Annotated in this window: 21 protein-coding genes and 2 other annotated features; all 21 genes read left to right on the top strand. The window is 39.5% G+C overall.

Annotated features, from left to right (window positions below):
- The first annotated feature begins 2 nt into the window (after window positions 1-2).
- The gene (gene disA, locus ACWATA_RS23910) at window positions 3-1,082 is read left to right on the top strand and encodes a DNA integrity scanning diadenylate cyclase DisA (RefSeq protein WP_013054900.1); all 1,080 of its coding nucleotides are present in this window, start codon (window positions 3-5) and stop codon (window positions 1,080-1,082) included.
- 147 nt (window positions 1,083-1,229) lie between these two features.
- Window positions 1,230-2,327, top strand: coding sequence for a PIN/TRAM domain-containing protein (locus ACWATA_RS23905; protein ID WP_014462040.1), 1,098 nt, complete (start codon window positions 1,230-1,232; stop codon window positions 2,325-2,327).
- A gap of 25 nt (window positions 2,328-2,352) precedes the next feature.
- Entirely contained in the window at window positions 2,353-3,054 is a 702-nt protein-coding gene (gene ispD / locus ACWATA_RS23900; RefSeq protein ID WP_098113321.1) for a 2-C-methyl-D-erythritol 4-phosphate cytidylyltransferase, read from the top strand.
- Entirely contained in the window at window positions 3,051-3,530 is a 480-nt protein-coding gene (gene ispF, locus ACWATA_RS23895) for a 2-C-methyl-D-erythritol 2,4-cyclodiphosphate synthase (protein ID WP_013054903.1), read from the top strand. The genes ispD and ispF overlap by 4 nt, the downstream gene beginning before the upstream one ends.
- A gap of 105 nt (window positions 3,531-3,635) precedes the next feature.
- A complete protein-coding gene (gene gltX / locus ACWATA_RS23890; RefSeq protein ID WP_028412658.1) occupies window positions 3,636-5,093 on the top strand; it encodes a glutamate--tRNA ligase in 1,458 nt (485 codons plus the stop codon).
- A 39-nt stretch (window positions 5,094-5,132) separates the two neighbouring features.
- Window positions 5,133-5,356 (top strand) — a binding site (T-box leader).
- 72 nt (window positions 5,357-5,428) lie between these two features.
- The gene (gene cysE, locus ACWATA_RS23885) at window positions 5,429-6,085 is read left to right on the top strand and encodes a serine O-acetyltransferase (RefSeq protein WP_025753192.1); all 657 of its coding nucleotides are present in this window, start codon (window positions 5,429-5,431) and stop codon (window positions 6,083-6,085) included.
- Window positions 6,075-7,472, top strand: a complete 1,398-nt coding sequence (cysS, locus tag ACWATA_RS23880; RefSeq protein WP_033580789.1) for a cysteine--tRNA ligase — start codon at window positions 6,075-6,077, stop codon at window positions 7,470-7,472. Before cysE ends, cysS begins: the two co-directional genes overlap by 11 nt.
- Window positions 7,473-7,479: 7 nt before the next feature.
- Window positions 7,480-7,905, top strand: a complete 426-nt coding sequence (locus tag ACWATA_RS23875; RefSeq protein WP_013054907.1) for a Mini-ribonuclease 3 — start codon at window positions 7,480-7,482, stop codon at window positions 7,903-7,905.
- Window positions 7,895-8,638 (top strand): 23S rRNA (guanosine(2251)-2'-O)-methyltransferase RlmB, encoded by a 744-nt coding sequence (gene rlmB, locus ACWATA_RS23870; RefSeq protein WP_473050198.1) that lies wholly within the window; start codon window positions 7,895-7,897, stop codon window positions 8,636-8,638. The genes ACWATA_RS23875 and rlmB overlap by 11 nt, the downstream gene beginning before the upstream one ends.
- Window positions 8,639-8,640: 2 nt before the next feature.
- On the top strand, window positions 8,641-9,150 hold the full coding sequence (locus ACWATA_RS23865; RefSeq protein ID WP_013081364.1) for an NYN domain-containing protein: 510 nt from the start codon (window positions 8,641-8,643) through the stop codon (window positions 9,148-9,150).
- A gap of 68 nt (window positions 9,151-9,218) precedes the next feature.
- Window positions 9,219-9,869, top strand: coding sequence for an RNA polymerase sporulation sigma factor SigH (gene sigH / locus ACWATA_RS23860; protein WP_028412660.1), 651 nt, complete (start codon window positions 9,219-9,221; stop codon window positions 9,867-9,869).
- A gap of 81 nt (window positions 9,870-9,950) precedes the next feature.
- On the top strand, window positions 9,951-10,100 hold the full coding sequence (gene rpmG, locus ACWATA_RS23855) for a 50S ribosomal protein L33 (protein ID WP_013081365.1): 150 nt from the start codon (window positions 9,951-9,953) through the stop codon (window positions 10,098-10,100).
- Between the two features lie 53 nt (window positions 10,101-10,153).
- Entirely contained in the window at window positions 10,154-10,333 is a 180-nt protein-coding gene (gene secE, locus ACWATA_RS23850) for a preprotein translocase subunit SecE (RefSeq protein WP_013054912.1), read from the top strand.
- A gap of 195 nt (window positions 10,334-10,528) precedes the next feature.
- Window positions 10,529-11,062, top strand: coding sequence for a transcription termination/antitermination protein NusG (gene nusG, locus ACWATA_RS23845; protein WP_014462032.1), 534 nt, complete (start codon window positions 10,529-10,531; stop codon window positions 11,060-11,062).
- Window positions 11,063-11,227: 165 nt separating this feature from the next.
- Window positions 11,228-11,653: a 50S ribosomal protein L11 gene (rplK, locus tag ACWATA_RS23840; protein ID WP_013054914.1), complete on the top strand. Its 426-nt coding sequence runs from the start codon at window positions 11,228-11,230 to the stop codon at window positions 11,651-11,653.
- A gap of 110 nt (window positions 11,654-11,763) precedes the next feature.
- A complete protein-coding gene (rplA, locus tag ACWATA_RS23835) occupies window positions 11,764-12,459 on the top strand; it encodes a 50S ribosomal protein L1 (protein WP_013054915.1) in 696 nt (231 codons plus the stop codon).
- 65 nt (window positions 12,460-12,524) lie between these two features.
- Window positions 12,525-12,668: a sequence feature (ribosomal protein L10 leader region), on the top strand.
- Window positions 12,669-12,708: 40 nt separating this feature from the next.
- Window positions 12,709-13,209 carry a 50S ribosomal protein L10 gene (gene rplJ / locus ACWATA_RS23830; RefSeq protein WP_013054916.1) on the top strand — a complete coding sequence of 167 codons (501 nt, stop codon included), beginning with the start codon at window positions 12,709-12,711 and terminating at the stop codon, window positions 13,207-13,209.
- Between the two features lie 44 nt (window positions 13,210-13,253).
- Complete coding sequence (gene rplL, locus ACWATA_RS23825; protein ID WP_013054917.1) at window positions 13,254-13,616, top strand: 50S ribosomal protein L7/L12; 363 nt, start codon at window positions 13,254-13,256, stop codon at window positions 13,614-13,616.
- 112 nt (window positions 13,617-13,728) lie between these two features.
- A complete protein-coding gene (locus ACWATA_RS23820; protein WP_034263652.1) occupies window positions 13,729-14,331 on the top strand; it encodes a class I SAM-dependent methyltransferase in 603 nt (200 codons plus the stop codon).
- Between the two features lie 245 nt (window positions 14,332-14,576).
- Window positions 14,577-18,140, top strand: a complete 3,564-nt coding sequence (rpoB, locus tag ACWATA_RS23815) for a DNA-directed RNA polymerase subunit beta (RefSeq protein WP_028412662.1) — start codon at window positions 14,577-14,579, stop codon at window positions 18,138-18,140.
- A gap of 62 nt (window positions 18,141-18,202) precedes the next feature.
- A complete protein-coding gene (gene rpoC, locus ACWATA_RS23810; RefSeq protein ID WP_013081369.1) occupies window positions 18,203-21,796 on the top strand; it encodes a DNA-directed RNA polymerase subunit beta' in 3,594 nt (1,197 codons plus the stop codon).
- Window positions 21,797-21,892: the final 96 nt, after the last annotated feature.

Here is a 21,892-nt window from a genome sequence, read left to right as displayed (position 1 = left end):
CAGTGGAAGGAGAAAAAACAACAGTTAGTCAAAAACAAATATCAGAAATTCTGCAGTTTGTAGCACCAGGAACCCCTATTCGTGACGGTATCGATAACGTCTTGCGGGCAAAGACGGGCGGCTTAATTGTTATGGGCTACAATGAACAAGTCAAAAAGATGGTAGATGGAGGATTTTCGATTAATTGTGCATTTACACCTGCGCATTTATACGAGTTAGCCAAAATGGATGGAGCGCTTATTTTAAACGACAGCGGAAGCAAGATATTGTTTGCTAATGCTCAGCTCATGCCAGATCCCTCTACTCCTTCTTCACAGACAGGAATGCGTCACCGTACAGCGGAGCGCGTAGCTAAGCAGTCAGGTGTATTGGTGATAGCCATTTCACAAAGACGGAATGTGATTACGCTTTACAAAGGGTCTCTTCAGTATGTATTGAAAGACATTAGCGTTATTCTAGCAAAAGCGAATCAAGCGCTTGGAACCCTTGAAAAGTACAAGGCGGTATTAGATGAATCGATTACAAGTCTCAGTGCATTAGAGTTTGAAGAGCAAGTAACTCACACAGATGTGCTGCAGTCGCTTCATCGTACAGAAATGGTTTTGCGTATTAAAAATGAAATTTTGAGCTATATTAGCGAGTTAGGAACAGAAGGAAGGCTAATTCGTCTCCAAATGAATGAACTGCTTTCTCACTTAGAGGAAGAAGCAACTTTATTAATCAAAGATTATATGTATGACCTCAGCTTTGACCCTTACCGAGTAATTGAACGCATGCAGCAGCCGTCAAATAATGTTCTTCTCGATGACCAAACGCTCCTTCGCTTAATGGGATATCCTATGTATACAAGCTTTGAAGACAGCGTTATTCCTAGAGGGTATCGAATGCTTCATAAAATTCCAAGACTTCCATCGATTATTATTGAAAATCTCATTGATGAATTAGGGGATTTAAAAACGATAGCAGATGCGTCGGTAGAAGAATTGGATGAGGTAGAAGGCATCGGTGAAATTCGAGCAAGGAAAATCAGAGAAGGCCTAAAAAGACTAAAAGAGCAGCATCTTACAAACCGTCAGCTATAGGATATTAATTGACATTAAATGTTTGATTCATTAAGATATTGTGAAAATACAAAAAAAGTGACAGTTTGTTTACAAATTCTGTTTTTTGGTTAAATAACAGGTTTCAATCATTGTAAACTGTTTATAATGATAAAGGGAGGTGAAGGCGTGTTAAAACGTTTTGTACAGTTATTTTTTATTATTACAGGTGGTACATTGGGCGTCTTTTTTATACCTGAACTTATTCAATTATTAAATCTGCAAGATGTAGCATTTCTAGAAAAACCTTACGTCGATGCAATACTGGGAGCTATATTGTTTTTCCTTGTCACGTTTTGGATTGTTGATTATATAGTTGAATTAATTCGCCGAGTGGAAGAGGCGTTGCTGAAGGCGCCTGTAACGGATGTACTTTTTGGTAGCTTAGGATTGATTTTAGGGCTTATTGTGGCCTACTTGGTCGGAGCTTTTTTAGGCAGAATTCAACTTCAAGTAGTAAGTACCATTTTACCAATCTTTCTAAGTATTCTTTTAGGTTACTTAGGGTTTCAAGTCGGGTTTAAAAAACGTGATGAGCTTGTGAACGTGTTTTCCATGCCATCTCGAATTGGGAAGAAAAAAGGGCAAGAAGAAGAAGCAGATAATGAAGAATCACTAAAGTCTCTTAAAATTTTAGATACAAGCGTTATTATTGACGGTCGTATCGCAGATATTTGTCAAACAGGATTTTTAGACGGAACGATTGTTATTCCGCGCTTTGTGCTTGAGGAACTTCAGCATATTGCTGATTCGTCGGATGTTCTAAAACGAAACAGAGGTAGACGAGGTCTAGATATTCTAAACCGTATTCAAAAGGAACTGGCAATGAAGGTAGAAATTTATGAAGGCGATTTCGAAGACATTCAAGAAGTGGACAGTAAGCTGGTCAAATTGGCAAAGCTGACTTCTGGGTTGGTCGTTACAAACGACTTTAATTTAAATAAAGTATGTGAACTTCAAAATGTCGGCGTCTTAAATATTAATGACTTAGCAAATGCCGTTAAGCCAATTGTGCTTCCGGGAGAAGAAATGAATGTGTTGGTTATAAAAGACGGTAAAGAGCATAATCAAGGTATTGCCTATCTTGATGACGGTACAATGATCGTGGTAGAAGAAGGAAGAAATTACATTGGAAAGCAAATTGATGTACTGGTGACGAGCGTACTCCAAACCTCAGCAGGCCGTATGATTTTTGCGAAACCCAAGTTATTAGAAAAAGCACTGTGACGTAACAGGTAAAGGGAGTATACCTATGAAGTATGAAATTATCGTTTTAGCTGCAGGGCAGGGGAAGCGAATGAAAGCGGGGCGGAACAAACAATTTTTAACTATTCAAAACGTTCCGCTTATCATTCATACGCTGCAAAAATTCGAACAAGATCCTTGGTGCAGTGGAATTGTACTAGTTGTAAACGAAAAAGAAGTGGCGATTTTTGAAGAGTTATTAGCTGAATATCCAATTCAAAAGGTTCAATCATTGACAGTTGGAGGCGATGAACGTCAACATAGCGTTTATAACGGCCTTAAAAGTCTAAAGCAGGCTCAGATGGTATTAATTCATGATGGCGCTCGACCATTTGTTCAACAAAACACAATCCATGAGTTAGTAGAAAAAGCTGCTAGTGATAAGGCTGCTGTACTGGCTGTTCCAGTAAAAGACACAATTAAGCGTGTGGAACAGGGGACTGTCATTGAAACAGTTGAGCGCTCTAGCTTGTGGGCTATTCAAACGCCGCAGGCTTTTCTTTTTGATGTAGTAATGGATGCACACGAAAAAGCAAAAACAAATGAATACTTAGGCACCGATGATGCAAGCTTAGTAGAAAAAGCAGGACAAAAAGTATCGATTGTAGAGGGAAATTACGATAATATAAAACTAACAACACCAGAAGATTTGTTATATGCAGAAGCTATATTAACAAAGCTAAACAGGACTGAAGGAGTGGAAAAATGAACATTCGAGTAGGACAAGGTTTCGACGTACATGAATTTGCAGAAGGAAGACCTTTAATCATCGGCGGTTTAGAAATTCCGTATGAAAAAGGATTATTAGGCCACTCAGATGCAGATGTGCTATTACATACAATCGCAGATGCCTTATTAGGAGCGGCGGCTAAAGGAGATATCGGAAAGCATTTTCCGGATACAGACCCTGAATTTAAAGATGCTGATTCAGCAAAGCTTCTTCAACACGTATGGAAACTACTAAAAGATGAAGGTTATGAATTAAGCAATGTAGATTGCACGATTATCGCGCAAAAACCTAAAATGGCTCCTTACATTGAACCAATGAGAGAGCGTATTGCGCAGCTGTTAGAAGCAAGCATTTCTCAAATTAACGTCAAGGCAACAACAACAGAAAAGTTAGGTTTTACGGGACGTGAAGAAGGAATCGCTGCCCAAGCAGCCGTTTTAGTTTATCAAAAATAAAAACAGTTGACTTTGACAGATACCTATTTGGTGATAAAATTAGAACATGTCTAAAACATATAAATACATACTATAAGTAATATTAAATTGGAGGTCATCTTAGTTATGTCAAGCGAAGTAAGAGTTCGTTATGCCCCGAGTCCAACTGGACATCTTCATATAGGGAATGCAAGAACAGCACTATTTAATTATTTATTTGCACGAAATCAAAACGGTAAATTTATTATCCGTATTGAAGATACAGATCAAAAGCGTAATATCGAAGGCGGCGAAGAAAGTCAGCTGCGCTATTTAAAATGGTTAGGTATTGAATGGGATGAAAGTATCGACGTAGGCGGGGAGTACGGTCCTTACCGCCAGTCTGAACGTACGGAAATCTATCAAAAATATACGGAAGAACTTCTTGAAAAAGGATTAGCTTATCACTGTTACTGTACGTCAGAAGAGCTTGAAAAAGAGCGTGAAGAACAGCAGGCGAACAGTCAAATGCCGCGCTATTCAGGTAAGTGCCGTAACTTAACAGCTGAACAGCGTGCTGAACTAGAAGCAGAAGGCCGTGAGCCGAGCATTCGCTTCCGTGTTCCTAGTAACACAGAAATTAAGTGGAATGATATTGTCAAAGATGAAGTATCGTTTGAGTCTGAAGGCATTGGTGATTTCGTTATTGTGAAAAAAGACGGTACACCAACATATAACTACGCTGTAGCCATTGATGATTATCTAATGAAGATGACACATGTTCTACGCGGAGATGACCATATTTCCAATACACCGAAGCAAATTCTTGTGTATGAAGCTTTAGGTTGGACGCCTCCTGTATTTGGTCATATGACGTTAATCGTAAATGAAAATCGTCGCAAGCTAAGTAAACGTGATGAGTCAATCATTCAGTTTATCGAGCAATATAAAGAATTAGGCTACTTGCCAGAAGCACTATTTAATTTTATTACAATGCTTGGCTGGTCACCTGTGGGAGAAGAAGAAATTTTCTCTAAAGAACAGTTTATTGAAATTTTTGACCCAGCTCGTTTATCAAAATCTCCAGCACTATTTGATACAAGCAAATTACGTTGGATGAACAACCAATACATGAAACAATTGGATTTAGACGAGGTAGTAGCTTTATCAGTTCCTCACTTAGTGAAAGCTGGAAAAGTTGAAGAAACGCGCGATGCAGAAACAGAACAATGGGTACGTGACTTAGTCGCTCTATACCAAGAACAAATGAGCTTTGGCGCTGAGATTGTTGAACTTACTGAAATGTTCTTTAAGAAAGAAATTGATTACAGTGAAGAAGCAAAAGCAGTACTTGCTGAAGAACAAGTACCGGAAGTGTTAAAAGCATTTGCTGAAGAGATTTCTTCCTTAGAAGAATTCAGCGCTGATGAAATTAAGGCAGCAACAAAGGCTGTACAAAAAGCAACAGGTCAAAAAGGTAAAAAACTATTTATGCCAATTCGTGTAGCAACAACAGGCGAAACACACGGTCCCGAGCTTCCAAAAGCTATTTCTCTTTTAGGGAAAGAAACAGTTTTAGCTCGTCTAGAAAGCATTTATAGTTAACAAATTTCTATTTTGCCCATATGATAAAATAATCAAATATGGATATCGTTGAGAAGGAAGAGTAGGCAAGTTCATTGCATATCAGAGAGGGTTATCACCGGCTGAAAGTAACCTATGACAAAACTTGTTGAAGTGCGCCTTTGAGTCTTTTGTTGAATGCTACTAAGTAAGTAGGCAAAAGCGGTTACTTTCACGTTATGAGAGAAGAGTTGGGATTGTTTGTTGATCCAAACAGAGTGGAACCGCGTATATACGTCTCTGTGTCATTTGACATAGGGGCGTTTTTTTATACAATCAATGAGTAGATAGAGGAATAGCGGAATTGGGGTGAGATGATGCTAAAGTTGTTAAAGGAAGACATTGAGGCCATATTTGAACAAGATCCTGCAGCAAGAAGTTATATTGAAGTGATATTAACCTATTCAGGGTTGCATGCTATTTGGGCACATAGATTCGCTCACGGGCTTTTTAAAAGAAAGTGGTTTTTTCTGGCACGTGTAATCTCACAAATTAGCCGATTCTTCACAGGGATTGAAATTCATCCGGGTGCGAAAATTGGCCGCCGCTTTTTTATTGACCACGGAATGGGAATTGTTATTGGGGAAACGTGCGAAATTGGAGATAATGTAACAGTATATCAAGGAGTAACACTCGGAGGAACAGGGAAAGAAAAAGGAAAGCGTCACCCGACGATTGAAGACAATGTCTTAATTGCAACAGGTGCTAAAGTGCTAGGATCGATTACGATTCATGCGCACTCCAAAATTGGAGCAGGCTCAGTTGTGTTAAATGACGTCCCAGAAAACTCAACGGTTGTTGGTATCCCTGGCCGAGTCGTCATTCAAAATGGCGTCCGGATTCCAAAAGATTTGAATCATCAAGATTTGCCAGATCCAGATGCAGAGCGTTTCAAACAGCTAGAGAAAGAAATTTTACACCTGCAAAATCAATTAAAGGAATTAAAAGAAGGGAAGATTCACCATGGCAATTAAGCTATATAACACGTTAACACGTCAAAAAGAGACGTTTGTACCGCTAGAAGAAAACAAAGTCAAAATGTACGTGTGCGGACCGACCGTGTATAACTATATTCATATTGGAAATGCACGTCCTGCGATCGTATTTGATACGGTGCGCCGCTATTTAGAATTTAGAGGCTACGACGTGGAGTATGTCTCAAACTTCACAGATGTGGATGATAAATTAATTAAGGCAGCAAAAGAGTTAGGAGAAGATGTTCCAACGATCGCAAACCGCTTTATCGATGCCTACTTTGAAGATACGTCAGCTCTTGGATGCAAGCATGCCGATGTGCACCCACGCGTAACTGAAAATATGGATATCATTATTGAGTTCATTGATGAACTGGTGAAAAAAGGCTATGCGTATGAGTCAGAGGGCGACGTATACTATCGTACGCGTAAATTTGAAGGATACGGAAAATTATCACATCAGTCCATTGATGAGTTGCAATCCGGTGCTCGCATCGAAGTTGGAGAAAAGAAAGAAGATCCATTAGACTTTACTCTTTGGAAAGCAACCAAAGATGGAGAGATTGCATGGGATAGCCCTTGGGGTCAAGGAAGACCAGGCTGGCATATTGAATGCTCGGCGATGGCGCGCAAGTATTTAGGTGATACAATTGATATCCACGCAGGCGGCCAGGATTTAGCTTTCCCTCATCACGAAAATGAAATTGCTCAATCAGAAGCGCTCACTGGGAAATCGTTTGCGAAATACTGGCTTCATAACGGATATATCAATATTGATAATGAAAAGATGTCTAAATCACTAGGGAATTTCGTGTTAGTTCATGACATTATTAAAAAGCATGATCCTTCTCTACTTCGATTCTTTATTTTATCTGTTCACTATCGTCACCCAATTAACTATAACGAAGAAATTTTAGAGAATACGCGCAAAGGGTTTGAGCGTCTGCAAACAGCTTACGGCAACTTAACTCACCGTCTAGAGGCAGCAACAAATCTTCAAGAAGATGCTTCAGAATGGTTCGAAAAGCTAAAAGAGCTCCGCGAAACCTTTGTTGAAGAGATGGATGATGATTTTAATACGGCAAATGCCATTTCTGTTCTGTTCGAGCTAGCAAAGCAAGCTAACTTGTATTTATTAGAACAAACAACGTCTACAGATGTAATTGAAGCCTTTATTAAAGAGTTTAAAGAACTAGGTGCTGCAATAGGCATTGCGTTTGGAGAAGCTGAACTTCTAGACGAAGAAATTGATCAATTGATCCAAGATCGTATTCAAGCTCGTAAAGATCGTAATTTCCAATTAGCAGATCAAATTCGAGATGAATTAAAGGCTAAAAATATTATTTTAGAAGATACGGCGCAAGGAACAAGATGGAAAAGAGGATAATAGTGTTATGAGCAGCAGTAAATTAGATGTAAAACAGCTAAATAGCTTAGCTCTTGCTTATATGGGTGATGCGGTGTTTGATTTACATGTTCGCCGCCACCTGCTGGTGTTAGGGACAGTGCGCCCTAACCAGCTTCATAATAAAGCTAAAAAATATGTATCAGCAAAAGCACAAGCACAAATCGTATATTATTTTAAAAATGAAAACTTTTTTACTGAAGAAGAAGAAGGTGTACTGCGCCGAGGACGCAATGCAAAGTCTGGTACAGTCCCTAAAAACACAGATGTGCAAACGTATCGCTACAGTACAGCATTTGAAGCGGTCGTAGGCTATTTGTATCTTTTAGGTGAAGAAGAAAGAATGATGGAACTTATTACTAAAGCTATCTCTTTCGTCGATGAAGGAGAGGGAGGAATGAATCATGGAACATGAATTTATCATTGGACGTAATCCGGTCCTAGAAGCCCTAAAGTCTGGGCGTGACATTAACAAGCTATGGATTGCCGAAGGATCGCAAGGCGGTTCTATGGGGCAAATCACGCAGTTAGCAAAACGTAATGGTGTATTGGTGCAGTTTGTACCGAAAAAGAAAATTGAGCAAATGGTAGACGGTATTCATCAAGGAGTAGCTGCACAAGTTGCTGCTTATCAGTATGCAGAGTTAGATGATTTATTTAACTTAGCGGAAAAACGTAATGAAAGTCCGTTTTTCCTTCTGTTAGATGAGCTCGAAGATCCCCATAATTTAGGTTCTATTATGCGAACAGCCGATGCCGTTGGCGCACACGGTATCATTATTCCAAAGCGCCGTTCAGTTGGATTAACGGCCACTGTAGCAAAGGCGTCTACAGGAGCGATTGAACATATTCCTGTAGCAAGGGTAACAAACCTATCAAGGACGATTGATGAATTAAAAGATCGAGGCGTATGGATTGTTGGAACGGATGCGAAAGAAAGTGACGATTACCGCAACTTAGATGGAGGTATGCCGCTTACGTTAGTGATTGGAAGTGAAGGAAAAGGCATGAGTCGTTTGATTCGTGAAAAATGCGACTTTCTTGTACAGCTTCCAATGGTTGGGCATGTTACATCGTTAAATGCATCTGTAGCAGCTAGTCTTCTCATGTATGAGGTTTACCGAAAACGCCATCCTCTAGGTGGATAAAAATGGATATTCTACTGGTGGATGGTTATAACATGATAGGTGCGTGGCCCGACCTAAGAAAGCTTAGAGATAATGATTTAGCGGGTGCTCGAGACCTGTTAATTGAAAAGATGGCAGAGTATCAAGCATATATGGGGTATCGTGTCATTATTGTCTTCGATGCTCATATGGTCGAAGGAATTGAAAAGAAGGCAAAAAATCATAAGGTTGACGTTGTATTCACACGAGAAAATGAAACAGCGGATGAGTACATTGAAAAGCTGGCTCAAGAGCTAAACAATGTAAAGACACAGATTCATGTTGCTACATCTGATTTTACGGAGCAGTGGGCAATCTTTGGACAAGGTGCGCTTAGAATTTCTGCTCGAGAATTGTACAACGAAATTGAGCAAATTGAGAAACATATTAATCTTGATGTGAAGTCTATTCAAAATCAAAAGCCAGCGGCACGCATTCAACTTTCCAATCAAGTAGCCGAAATTTTCGAAAAATGGCGCCGGGGACAGCGGTGAGGTTATTGACGGTACGGAATTAGCTACTGTATAATATTTCTATCTACTGTGCGGTCGGGGGGATCGATATGGGCGATACTTATGGGAGAAAACTGCATGCTCATTTCGAACAACAAGAGGATGAAACAGTTGTCGATCTTGTGCATAAAGGCGATATTGACGCATTAGAGTATTTGATTCATAAATACAAAAACTTTGTGCGAGCAAAGGCGCGGTCGTATTTTTTAATTGGGGCAGACCGTGAAGATATTGTACAAGAAGGTATGATAGGGTTATACAAGGCAATTAGAGATTTTAGAGAAGATAAGCTAACTTCGTTTAAAGCTTTTGCTGAACTTTGCATTACCAGGCAAATTATTACCGCTATTAAAACCGCAACAAGGCAAAAACATATTCCATTAAACTCTTATGTATCATTGGACAAGCCAATATATGATGAAGAGTCCGACCGAACCTTAATGGATGTTATTTCGGGGACAAAAGTAGCAAATCCAGAAGAGTTGCTCATTAATCGAGAGAAGTTTGATGATATTGAATTAAAGATGGCTGAACTGTTAAGTGATCTTGAGCGAAAAGTTCTCGTTCTTTATTTAGATGGTCAATCTTATCAAGAGATTTCAGAAGAGTTAAACCGCCACGTCAAATCCATCGATAATGCACTTCAGCGTGTGAAGAGGAAATTAGAGCGCTACCTCGAGATTCGTGAAATCACAATGTAGCCTTCTATCCTCATATTGACATGCTAAGAAAGTCTGTGATACTTTTTTATAGACATTATCACTCTATAGGTGGTTGACATTATGCGTAAAAAAGTTGTACTTGCGTGTGTGCAATGCGCTAGTCGTAACTATACGACTATGAAAAACACACAGCAAAACGAAGAGCGTTTAGAAATGAAGAAGTTTTGCAAAACGTGTAACGCACATACGATTCATCGTGAAACAAAGTAGATCAATAATCTGCACAGACTAATACCCCTTTTAATTTATTGGAGGTTACAAACATGAACCGTGTAGGAAATTTCTTGCGTGATGTTGGGCGTGAGATGAAGAAGGTAAGTTGGCCTAAAAAAAATGAGCTAACTCGTTATACAATTACTGTTATTTCTACAGTTGTATTTATGACACTCTTTTTTGTAGTAGTTGATTACGGAATTTCGTCACTTATTCGTTTAATCCCTTGAATAAATTGACTTAAATCATGGTATAATAAAGCTAAATTATGTTTTTTTCAGAAAAGCCCGGAGACGGGTTTTTTAATTTGCTTTAAGAATGATTGTGCTAGGAGTCAACTATTTTCCTAGTGCGTTGTCTGTGCAATAGATTAGGACATCTTATTTTATAGTGAGCTGGGAGGGAAGGACGTATAGTCCTCAGAAATGGAGAAAAATTGGTATGTAGTCCATACTTATTCTGGATATGAAAATAAAGTAAAAACAAATTTAGAAAAGCGCGTAGAAACAATGGGTATGCAAGATAAAATTTTCCGCGTTGTTGTTCCTGAAGAAGAAGAAAGAGAAATTAAGAACAACAAAGAAAAGATTACAAAGAAAAAAGTATTCCCAGGGTACGTGTTAGTTGAAATCATCATGACAGATGATTCATGGTATGTAGTTCGTAATACACCTGGAGTTACGGGCTTTGTAGGTTCAGCAGGTTCTGGATCAAAGCCAACTGCTCTTCTACCAGAAGAAGTAGAAATGATCTTAAAACAAATGGGCATGGACGAGCAGCATGCTGACTTTGACTTTGAACTAAAAGAAACAGTATTGGTTCAAGAAGGTCCGTTTGCAAACTTCGAAGGTACCATTGAAGAAATCGATACAGATAAACGTAAAGTTAAGGTTCATGTCGATATGTTCGGAAGACAAACGCCAGTAGAGCTAGACTTTACACAAATTGAAAAAATATAATCTGTAAGACCTTGCAATTCATGAAGTTTAATGTTAATATTTCATAAGTCAGTATGTCTCAAAACTAGAGACTAAAACAACTATTTCTTTATTTTATATATAAAGAACATTGAGTGGGAGGGCATCGCCCTATTACCACATCACGGACTTAAGGAGGTGTGTCTCGTGGCTAAAAAAGTAATTAAACTTGTTAAGTTACAAATTCCTGCAGGTAAAGCAAATCCAGCGCCACCAGTTGGTCCTGCATTAGGTCAAGCCGGTGTTAACATCATGGGTTTCTGTAAGGAGTTTAACGCTCGCACAGCTGATCAAGCTGGTCTTATCATTCCTGTTGAAATCACGGTATTTGAAGACCGTTCATTTACATTTATTACGAAAACTCCACCTGCTGCTGTACTACTTAAGAAAGCGGCTGGTATTGAGTCTGGTTCTGGTGAACCAAACCGTAATAAAGTTGCAACAGTCAAGCGTGACAAAGTGCGTGAGATTGCTGAAACTAAAATGCCTGACTTAAACGCTGCTAGCGTTGAATCTGCAATGCGCATGGTAGAAGGTACAGCGCGCAGTATGGGAATCGTAGTTGAAGACTAATTCCATTTGATTGGGTGTTAGAAGGTTGCGAGAAATGGAAGTTTTCCTATGCTCGCAACCTTTATTAGTGGGAGGTTATTCCGTTAAAACCACATAAGGAGGAAACAAAAATGGCTAAAAAAGGTAAAAAGTACGTTGAAGCTGCTAAGCTTGTAGATCGTACACAAACTTATTCAGTACAAGAAGCGATTGAATTAGTAAAGAAAACAAACACAACTAAATTTGATGCAACTGTAGAAGTAGCATTCCGTTTAGGAGTTGACCCTAAGAAAGCTGACCAACAAATTCGTGGTGCAGTAGTACTACCAAACGGTACAGGTAAAACTCAACGTGTATTAGTATTCGCTAAAGGCGAAAAAGCTAAAGAAGCTGAAGCTGCAGGCGCTGACTACGTTGGCGATGCTGACTACATCAACAAAATCCAACAAGGTTGGTTCGAGTTCGATGTAATCGTAGCTACTCCAGACATGATGGGTGAAGTTGGTAAACTTGGTCGTGTATTAGGACCTAAAGGTTTAATGCCAAACCCTAAAACTGGTACAGTAACATTTGATGTTCAAAAAGCAGTTAACGAAATCAAAGCTGGTAAAGTAGAATACCGTGTTGATAAAGCTGGTAACATCCACGTACCAATCGGTAAAGTATCTTTCGAAGAGAGCAAGTTAGTTGAAAACTTCACTACAATCTTCGAAACTATGGTAAAAGCTAAGCCGGCAGCAGCAAAAGGCACATACATGAAGAACGTAGCTGTTACTTCAACAATGGGCCCTGGTATCAAAGTTGATACTGCTTCATTCTCTGCTTAATAAATTTGGAAATAAATCGGTGTTGACTTTTTGAAAGTCCCTGATTATAATAGATAATGTTGTTAAAAAGAATAACATTTGTACCGTAGACAGTAGGTGCTGCAAAGCTTAATTTCCTACCGAGGTGTGTGAGATAAATTAGTGAAACGTTATGGTTCGCTTACTACACCTCCATGTCTTTATTGTCATGGAGGTTTTTTATTGCACCTTGTCTGAGTGTACGGAAGGAAATCTACAGGAGGTGTAAAGATGAGCAACGTAATTGAACAAAAGAAACAAGTCGTAGACGAAATTGCTGAAAAACTTCAAGCGAGTAACTCAATAGTTGTCGTTGACTACCGTGGTTTGAATGTTGCTGAAGTTACTGAACTTCGTAAGCAATTACGTGAAGCAGGCATTGAGTTCAAAGTTTACAAAAACACTTTAACTCGCCGTGCTGTAGAAAAACTTGAACTAACAGATCTTAATGATGCGTTAGTAGGTCCAAATGCAATCGCATTTGGTGGAGAAGATGTTGTTGCTCCAGCTAAAATTTTAAACAACTTCGCTAAAGAACACGAAGCGTTAGAAATCAAAGCTGGTGTAATTGAAGGTAATGTTGCATCTGTTGAAGAAATTAAAGCACTTGCAGAACTACCATCTCGCGAAGGCTTACTTTCTATGTTGCTTAGCGTGCTTCAAGCTCCAATTCGCAACCTTGCTCTTGCTACAAAAGCTGTGGCAGATCAAAAAGAAGAACAAGGTGCATAATCTAGTCTGTTATATATAACACAATCACAAGGAGGAAATTAACAATGACTCAAGAACAAATCATTGAAGCAGTTAAAAATATGACTGTTTTAGAACTTAACGATTTAGTAAAAGCAATCGAAGAAGAATTTGGCGTAACTGCTGCTGCTCCTGTAGCTGTAGCTGGCGGTGCTGCTGGTGAAGCTGCTGCTGAGAAAACTGAATTTGACCTAGTACTTGAAAGTGCTGGCGGACAAAAAATCAAAGTTATCAAAGTAGTACGTGAAATCACTGGTCTTGGCTTAAAAGAAGCTAAAGAAATCGTTGATAACGCTCCAAAAGCTCTTAAAGAAGGTATTTCTAAAGAAGAAGCTGAAGAAGCAAAAGCTAAACTTGAAGAAGTTGGCGCTTCTGTAGAAGTTAAGTAATTATTGCTTAACAACTGATATAAAAAAGCTCGCTTGTACAAGCGAGCTTTTTTGCTTCTGTCATCCTTTTCATTTATAGTAAAGAAGAACATATTGATTAGGAGGTTCTATTTTGACAGAACATTATTTTTCTAATACACCATCGTCTGCAAGTAATGAAGAGCGCTTTTCATTTGAATTGAGAGGAACCTCTTTTTCATTTACGAGTGACAGCGGTGTTTTTTCAAAAAAAGAGATCGATTTTGGATCGCGCCTGTTAATTGAAACGTTTCAAATGCCTGAGAGTCCCGGCCCGCTTCTGGATGTTGGGTGCGGATATGGCCCGATTGGGTTGGCTCTTGCAAAAGAGGATAGCCAAAGAAACGTTCATATGGTCGATGTTAATGAACGTGCATTAGCACTAGCTCAAAAAAATGCTGAAGTTAATTCAGTATCAAATGTTTCAATCTATCAAAGCTCTTGCTATGAAAATGTGAAGGAAACGAATTTTGCAGCTATTCTTAGTAATCCGCCGATCCGTGCGGGTAAAAAAGTTGTTCATGAAATTCTAGAAAAGTCATTAGATCACCTTGCTGACCAAGGAGAACTTTGGATTGTGATTCAGAAAAAGCAAGGAGCGCCATCTGCTCTTGCGAAATTAGAATCTCTATTTAATGAAGTAGAAGTAGTAGAAAAGAAAAAAGGGTATTATATCATATGTGCTAAAAAATGTTGACTAATATTTTTTAGTATGTTAGCATTATAAAATGCCAATATATAAATATTCCATATAAGCTCGGGTTATACATAAAATAAAAGGTATAATTTTGAATTATATGGGAAAAACTAATAAAATCAATAGTACGTTTTTATGAAATTGTGGTTTTCTATTTAAAGAGACCATTTTTCTTTTGTTCAATAATAAACATATGGTTTATTATATATTTTGAATAATAACGCTTGATTTGAGGGGTGAATCAGTTGACAGGTCAACTAGTTCAGTATGGACGCCACCGCCAACGCAGAAGTTATGCTCGTATTAGTGAAGTTTTAGAGTTACCGAACTTAATCGAGATTCAAACGGCTTCATACCAATGGTTTTTAGATGAAGGTTTACGAGAAATGTTCCAAGATATTTCTCCAATTGATGATTTTACAGGTAACTTATCACTAGAATTTATTGATTACAGCTTAGGTGAGCCAAAGTATTCAGTAGGAGAGTCTAAAGAACGTGATGTAACTTATGCAGCACCTCTTCGTGTTAAGGTGCGGTTAATTAATAAAGAAACAGGTGAAGTAAAAGACCAAGATGTGTTCATGGGAGATTTCCCATTGATGACCGAAACAGGTACCTTTGTAATTAATGGTGCTGAGCGTGTTATCGTATCACAGTTGGTTCGTTCACCAAGTGTTTACTATAGTGGAAAGCTTGATAAAAACGGTAAAAAAGGATATACAGCAACTGTTATCCCTAACCGTGGTGCATGGCTAGAATATGAAACTGATGCAAAAGATGTAGTATACGTGCGTATTGATCGTACTCGTAAACTGCCAGTAACAGTGCTGTTACGCGCGCTAGGTTTCGGTTCTGACCAAGAGATTATCGATTTAATCGGTGATAATGAATACATCCGTAATACGCTTGAAAAAGATAATACGGAAACAACGGAAAAAGCGCTATTAGAAATCTATGAGCGTTTACGTCCGGGTGAACCACCGACAGTTGAGAATGCGAAGTCTCTATTAGTATCTCGCTTCTTTGATCCAAAACGATATGACTTAGCGAACGTAGGTCGCTATAAAATTAATAAAAAGCTTCATATCAAACATCGCTTATTTAATCAAAAGCTAGCTGAAACATTAGTTGATCCTGAAACAGGTGAAATTATTGCAGAAAAAGGCGCAATGATTGATCGCCGTCTGCTAGATCGCTTGATTCCGATGCTTGAAGGTGGAGTAAACTTCAAAACTTATAGTCCGGTTGGTGGAGTAGTAGAAGACGATGTTACATTACAATCTATTAAGATTTATGCGCCAAATGATCCAGAAGGTGAAAAAGTCATCACTGTATCAGGCAACGCTTATGTAACAGAAGAAGTTAAAAATATCACACCTGCTGATATTTTAGCATCAATCAGTTACTTCTTTAACTTGCTTCATCAAGTAGGAGACACAGATGATATCGACCACTTAGGTAACCGTCGTCTGCGTTCTGTAGGTGAATTGTTACAAAACCAATTCCGTATCGGTTTATCTCGTATGGAACGTGTTGTTCGTGAAAGAATGTCAATTCAAGACACGAATACAATCACACCTCAACAATTAATTAATATTCGTCCAGTTATTGCGGCGATTAAAGAGTTCTTTGGAAGTTCTCAATTATCACAGTTCATGGATCAAACCAATCCATTAGGCGAATTGACGCACAAACGTCGTCTTTCAGCTCTAGGACCTGGTGGTTTAACGCGTGAACGCGCTGGTTTCGAAGTGCGTGACGTTCACTACTCCCACTATGGCCGTATGTGTCCGATTGAAACGCCAGAGGGTCCGAATATCGGGTTAATCAACTCACTTTCTTCTTATGCAAAAGTAAACAAATTCGGTTTCATCGAAACACCTTACCGTCGTATCGATCCTGAAACAGGTAAAGTGACAGAGCGAATTGACTACTTAACAGCTGATGAAGAAGATAACTATGTTGTAGCCCAAGCGAACGCTCGTCTAGGTGATGATGGTTCATTCTTAGATGAAAATGTCGTTGCACGTTTCCGTGGAGAAAACACGGTTATCCGTCGCGATCGTTTAGACTATATGGATGTATCACCAAAACAAGTTGTATCTGCCGCTACAGCATGTATCCCATTCTTAGAGAACGATGACTCTAACCGTGCATTAATGGGTGCGAACATGCAACGTCAAGCAGTACCTTTATTAAATCCTGAAGCACCAATCGTAGGTACAGGTATGGAATATGTATCTGGTAAAGACTCTGGTGCAGCCGTAATTTGTAAATACCCTGGCGTTGTAGAGCGCGTAGAAGCAAAACAAATTTTTGTTCGCCGCTATGAAGAAGTAGACGGACAAAAAGTTAAAGGTAACTTAGATCAATACAAATTATTAAAATTCGTTCGTTCTAACCAAGGTACTTGTTACAACCAGCGTCCAATTGTTTCAGTTGGCGACGAAGTAGTAAAAGGTGAGATCTTAGCCGACGGTCCTTCAATGGAAAAAGGTGAGCTTGCTTTAGGACGAAACGTAATGGTTGGTTTCATGACATGGGATGGTTACAACTATGAGGATGCCATCATCATGAGTGAACGCCTTGTGAAAGACGATGTATATACGTCTGTTCATATTGAAGAATATGAATCTGAGTCTCGTGATACGAAACTTGGACCTGAAGAAATTACGCGTGACATTCCAAACGTAGGTGAAGATGCGCTTCGCAACTTAGATGAGCGTGGAATCATCCGCATTGGTGCAGAAGTAAAAGATGGAGATCTTTTAGTTGGTAAAGTAACGCCAAAAGGTGTAACAGAACTAACAGCTGAAGAACGTCTTCTACACGCTATTTTCGGTGAAAAAGCGCGTGAAGTTCGTGATACTTCTCTTCGTGTACCGCACGGCGGCGGTGGAATTATCCTTGATGTTAAAGTCTTCAACCGTGAAGATGGCGACGAATTACCACCAGGTGTAAACCAATTAGTCCGTGTATACATTGTTCAGAAGCGTAAAATTTCTGAAGGTGACAAAATGGCCGGTCGTCACGGTAACAAAGGTGTAATTTCACGTATTTTACCTGAAGAAGATATGCCTTACCTACCAGACGGTACGCCAATTGACATCATGTTAAACCCATTAGGGGTACCATCTCGTATGAACATCGGTCAGGTGCTAGAGCTTCATTTAGGTATGGCTGCTCGTAAGCTTGGCATTCACGTTGCGTCTCCAGTATTTGATGGTGCGCGTGAGGAAGATGTTTGGGCAACAATCGAAGAAGCTGGCATGTCTCGTGATGCTAAAACAGTTCTATATGATGGTCGAACAGGTGAACCATTCGATAACCGTGTATCAGTAGGAATCATGTACATGATCAAACTTGCTCACATGGTAGACGATAAACTTCACGCTCGTTCTACTGGACCATACTCACTTGTTACACAACAACCACTTGGTGGTAAAGCGCAGTTCGGTGGACAGCGTTTTGGTGAGATGGAAGTATGGGCACTTGAAGCATACGGTGCTGCTTATACATTACAAGAGATCTTAACAGTGAAATCAGACGACGTAGTAGGTCGTGTGAAAACATACGAAGCAATTGTTAAAGGTGAAAACATTCCAGAACCTGGCATACCTGAATCGTTCAAAGTATTAATCAAAGAACTACAAAGTTTAGGTATGGATGTGAAGATGCTTTCTGCTGACGAGCAAGAAATTGATATCATGGACTCAGAAGAGGACCATGAGCAACCAACAGAATCAATTATTGCAGATAACGAAGAAAGCCTTTCTGAAGGACAAAAAGATCCTGTCACAAAAGAGTAAGGAATTACTTTCATATAAACGTTAAGGGAAAAAACCTGTAGATTAAAAGGGAGGTAGGCTCCTTGCTAGATGTAAATAACTTTGAGTATATGAAAATCGGTCTAGCTTCGCCAGATAAAATTCGTTCTTGGTCGTACGGTGAGGTAAAAAAACCTGAAACGATCAACTATCGTACGTTAAAACCTGAAAAAGACGGCTTATTCTGTGAGCGTATTTTTGGTCCACAAAAGGACTGGGAATGTCACTGCGGAAAATATAAGCGCGTTCGTTATAAAGGTGTTGTATGTGATCGTTGTGGCGTAGAAGTTACGCGCGCAAAAGTTCGTCGTGAACGCATGGGTCACATCGAACTAGCTGCACCTGTTTCACATATTTGGTACTTCAAAGGTATTCCTAGCCGCATGGGACTTGTCTTAGACATGTCCCCTCGTGCGCTAGAGGAAATCATTTATTTTGCTTCTTATGTAGTAACAGATGCTGGTGATACACCACTTGAAAAGAAACAGCTTTTATCAGAGAAAGAATACCGTGCGTATCGTGAGAAGTACGGACAAACTTTCCATGCAGCAATGGGTGCTGAAGCTGTTAAAAAATTATTGCATGACATCGATCTTGATAAAGAAGTAGATGCTTTGAAAGAAGAATTGAAAACTGCTCAAGGTCAACGTCGTACACGTGCTATTAAACGTTTAGAGGTACTAGAGGCTTTCCGTCATTCTGGTAACGAACCTTCTTGGATGATTTTAGACGTTCTACCGGTTATTCCGCCAGAACTTCGTCCAATGGTTCAATTAGATGGTGGACGCTTTGCTACGTCTGATCTAAATGATTTATATCGCCGTGTCATTAACCGTAACAACCGCTTAAAGCGTTTATTAGACCTTGGAGCTCCTAGCATTATCGTTCAAAACGAAAAGCGTATGCTTCAAGAAGCTGTAGATGCATTAATCGATAATGGTCGTCGTGGCCGTCCGGTAACAGGACCAGGTAACCGTCCATTAAAATCTCTTTCTCACATGTTAAAAGGTAAGCAAGGTCGCTTCCGTCAAAACTTATTAGGTAAACGTGTTGACTACTCTGGCCGTTCGGTAATCGTTGTAGGTCCGAACTTAAAGATGTATCAATGTGGTCTTCCAAAAGAAATGGCGTTAGAGCTTTTCAAACCTTTCGTAATGAAAGAGCTTGTTGAACGCGGTTTAGCTCATAACATCAAGAGTGCAAAACGTAAAATTGAACGTGTGCAACCTGAAGTATGGGACGTATTAGAATCGGTTATTAAAGAGCATCCAGTTCTTTTAAACCGTGCACCAACGCTACACAGACTAGGTATTCAAGCATTTGAACCTACGCTTGTAGAAGGTCGCGCTATTCGTCTTCATCCGCTTGTATGTACAGCATATAACGCTGACTTTGACGGTGACCAAATGGCGGTTCACGTTCCATTATCTGCGGAAGCACAAGCAGAAGCACGTATCTTAATGCTTGCTGCTCAAAATATCTTGAACCCTAAAGATGGTAAACCAGTTGTTACACCTTCACAGGATATGGTATTAGGTAACTACTACTTAACGCTTGAGCGTGAAGAGGCAGTTGGAGAAGGCATGGTGTTCAAGGATACAAATGAAGCACTATTAGCGTACCAAAACGGTTATGTGCATCTTCATACACGTGTAGGTGTGTATGCAGGTTCTTTAAACAACGAAACGTTTACAGAAGCACAAAATCAACAGTTGCTTGTTACAACGGTTGGTAAATTAGTTTTCAACGAAATTTTACCAAAATCGTTCCCATACATTAACGAACCAACAAGAGAAAACTTAGAAGTGAAAACTCCTGAGAAGTACTTTGTTGAAAAAGGTGCAGATGTGAAGGAATTCATCAAGAATCAACCGGCTATCGCACCGTTTAAGAAAAAAATCTTAGGTAATATTATCGCTGAAGTATTTAAACGTTTCAAAATTACTGAGACTTCTAAAATGCTTGACCGTATGAAAGACCTAGGTTTCAAATATTCTACTAAAGCTGGTATTACAGTTGGTGTAGCTGATATCGTGGTTTTAGGAGAAAAAGAAGTTATCTTAACAGAAGCGCAAGCTAAAGTAGATAACGTACTAAAACAATTCCGTCGCGGTTTAATTACTGAAGATGAGCGTTATGAGCGTGTTATCTCTGTATGGAGTAGCGCGAAAGACGTTATCCAAGGTAAATTAATGGCGTCATTAGACAAACGCAACCCAATCTTCATGATGAGTGACTCTGGTGCCCGTGGTAACGCATCTAACTTCACTCAGCTTGCAGGTATGCGTGGACTAATGGCCAACCCGTCTGGTCGTATCATTGAGTTACCAATCAAATCTAGTTTCCGTGAAGGTTTAACAGTATTAGAGTACTTTATCTCTACCCATGGTGCACGTAAAGGTCTTGCCGATACGGCTCTTAAAACAGCTGACTCAGGTTACCTTACTCGTCGTCTGGTTGACGTGGCACAAGACGTTATCGTACGTGATGACGACTGTGGTACAGACCGCGGTATTCTGGCTGTTGCAATCAAAGAAGGAACAGAAGAAATTGAGAAACTTGATGAGCGTCTAATTGGACGTTATGCAAGAAAAACACTACTTCACCCAGGAACAAACGAAGTGTTAGTGAAAGAAAACGAACTAATTACAGAAGACCTAGCTGAAACAATTGTGGATGCTGGTGTTGAAGAAGTATGGATTCGTTCTGCATTCACATGTAACACTCGCCACGGTGTATGTAAAAAATGTTACGGTCGTAACCTTGCAACTGGTTCAGAAGTTGAAGTGGGTGAGGCAGTTGGTATCATCGCTGCTCAATCTATCGGTGAGCCAGGTACACAGTTAACGATGCGTACATTCCATACAGGTGGGGTTGCTGGAGACGATATCACTCAAGGTTTACCGCGTATCCAAGAGATCTTCGAAGCGCGTAACCCTAAAGGTCAAGCCGTTATTTCTGAAATTGAAGGTACAATTGCCGGCATTTCTGAAGGACGCGATCGTCAGCACGAAATTACTGTTCAAGGAGAGATTGAAACTCGTTCTTACACAGCTCCGTACAGTGCACGCCTGAAAGTTATTGAAGGACAGCGCATTGCACGTGGTCAAGAATTAACGGAAGGTTCAATTGATCCTAAAGAATTACTAAAAGTAAAAGACATCACGGCTGTACAAGAGTACTTGCTTCGTGAGGTGCAAAAAGTATACCGTATGCAAGGGGTAGAAATTGGAGATAAACACGTAGAGGTAATGGTTCGCCAAATGCTTCGTAAAGTGCGCGTAATGGATTCAGGAGATACAGATGTATTACCAGGTTCATTACTTGATATTCACCAATTCACTGATGCTAATGAAAAAGTATTACTTGAAGGCAATCGTCCAGCGACAGGCCGTCCTGTATTACTTGGTATTACAAAAGCATCTCTTGAAACTGATTCCTTCTTATCTGCTGCGTCATTCCAAGAAACAACTCGTGTTCTTACAGATGCTGCAATCAAAGGAAAACGTGATGAGTTGCTTGGACTTAAAGAGAATGTTATCATTGGTAAGCTAGTTCCGGCTGGTACAGGTATGACGAGATATCGTAATGCTGAACCAATCAAAAACCAAGCTGAAGAAACGGTAACAATCGACTAATTATAAAATCATTACTCTAGAATGGATGTTTTTTAAAAAAACTACGAAACGTTAGTTGACATCCATTCTAGGGAATGATACTATATCAAAGGTGCT

The sequence above is a fragment of the Priestia sp. USM5 genome (assembly GCF_058323215.1).
The sequence above is the reverse complement of the archived record's forward strand: the minus strand, read 5'-3'. Positions and strand labels throughout refer to the sequence as shown.

Excerpts from the sequence above, each read along its gene's own strand:
- rplJ (WP_013054916.1), top strand. The coding sequence starts at position 12,709 with ATGAGCAACGTAATTGAACAAAAGAAACAAGTCGTAGACGAAATTGCT.
- ACWATA_RS23875 (WP_013054907.1), top strand. The coding sequence starts at position 7,480 with ATGAGCAGCAGTAAATTAGATGTAAAACAGCTAAATAGCTTAGCTCTT.
- sigH (WP_028412660.1), top strand. The coding sequence starts at position 9,219 with ATGGGCGATACTTATGGGAGAAAACTGCATGCTCATTTCGAACAACAA.
- rlmB (WP_473050198.1), top strand. The coding sequence starts at position 7,895 with ATGGAACATGAATTTATCATTGGACGTAATCCGGTCCTAGAAGCCCTA.
- ACWATA_RS23865 (WP_013081364.1), top strand. The coding sequence starts at position 8,641 with ATGGATATTCTACTGGTGGATGGTTATAACATGATAGGTGCGTGGCCC.
- ispD (WP_098113321.1), top strand. The coding sequence starts at position 2,353 with ATGAAGTATGAAATTATCGTTTTAGCTGCAGGGCAGGGGAAGCGAATG.
- nusG (WP_014462032.1), top strand. The coding sequence starts at position 10,529 with ATGGAGAAAAATTGGTATGTAGTCCATACTTATTCTGGATATGAAAAT.
- rplL (WP_013054917.1), top strand. The coding sequence starts at position 13,254 with ATGACTCAAGAACAAATCATTGAAGCAGTTAAAAATATGACTGTTTTA.
- cysE (WP_025753192.1), top strand. The coding sequence starts at position 5,429 with ATGCTAAAGTTGTTAAAGGAAGACATTGAGGCCATATTTGAACAAGAT.
- cysS (WP_033580789.1), top strand. The coding sequence starts at position 6,075 with ATGGCAATTAAGCTATATAACACGTTAACACGTCAAAAAGAGACGTTT.
- rplA (WP_013054915.1), top strand. The coding sequence starts at position 11,764 with ATGGCTAAAAAAGGTAAAAAGTACGTTGAAGCTGCTAAGCTTGTAGAT.
- rpmG (WP_013081365.1), top strand. The coding sequence starts at position 9,951 with ATGCGTAAAAAAGTTGTACTTGCGTGTGTGCAATGCGCTAGTCGTAAC.
- secE (WP_013054912.1), top strand. The coding sequence starts at position 10,154 with ATGAACCGTGTAGGAAATTTCTTGCGTGATGTTGGGCGTGAGATGAAG.
- gltX (WP_028412658.1), top strand. The coding sequence starts at position 3,636 with ATGTCAAGCGAAGTAAGAGTTCGTTATGCCCCGAGTCCAACTGGACAT.
- ispF (WP_013054903.1), top strand. The coding sequence starts at position 3,051 with ATGAACATTCGAGTAGGACAAGGTTTCGACGTACATGAATTTGCAGAA.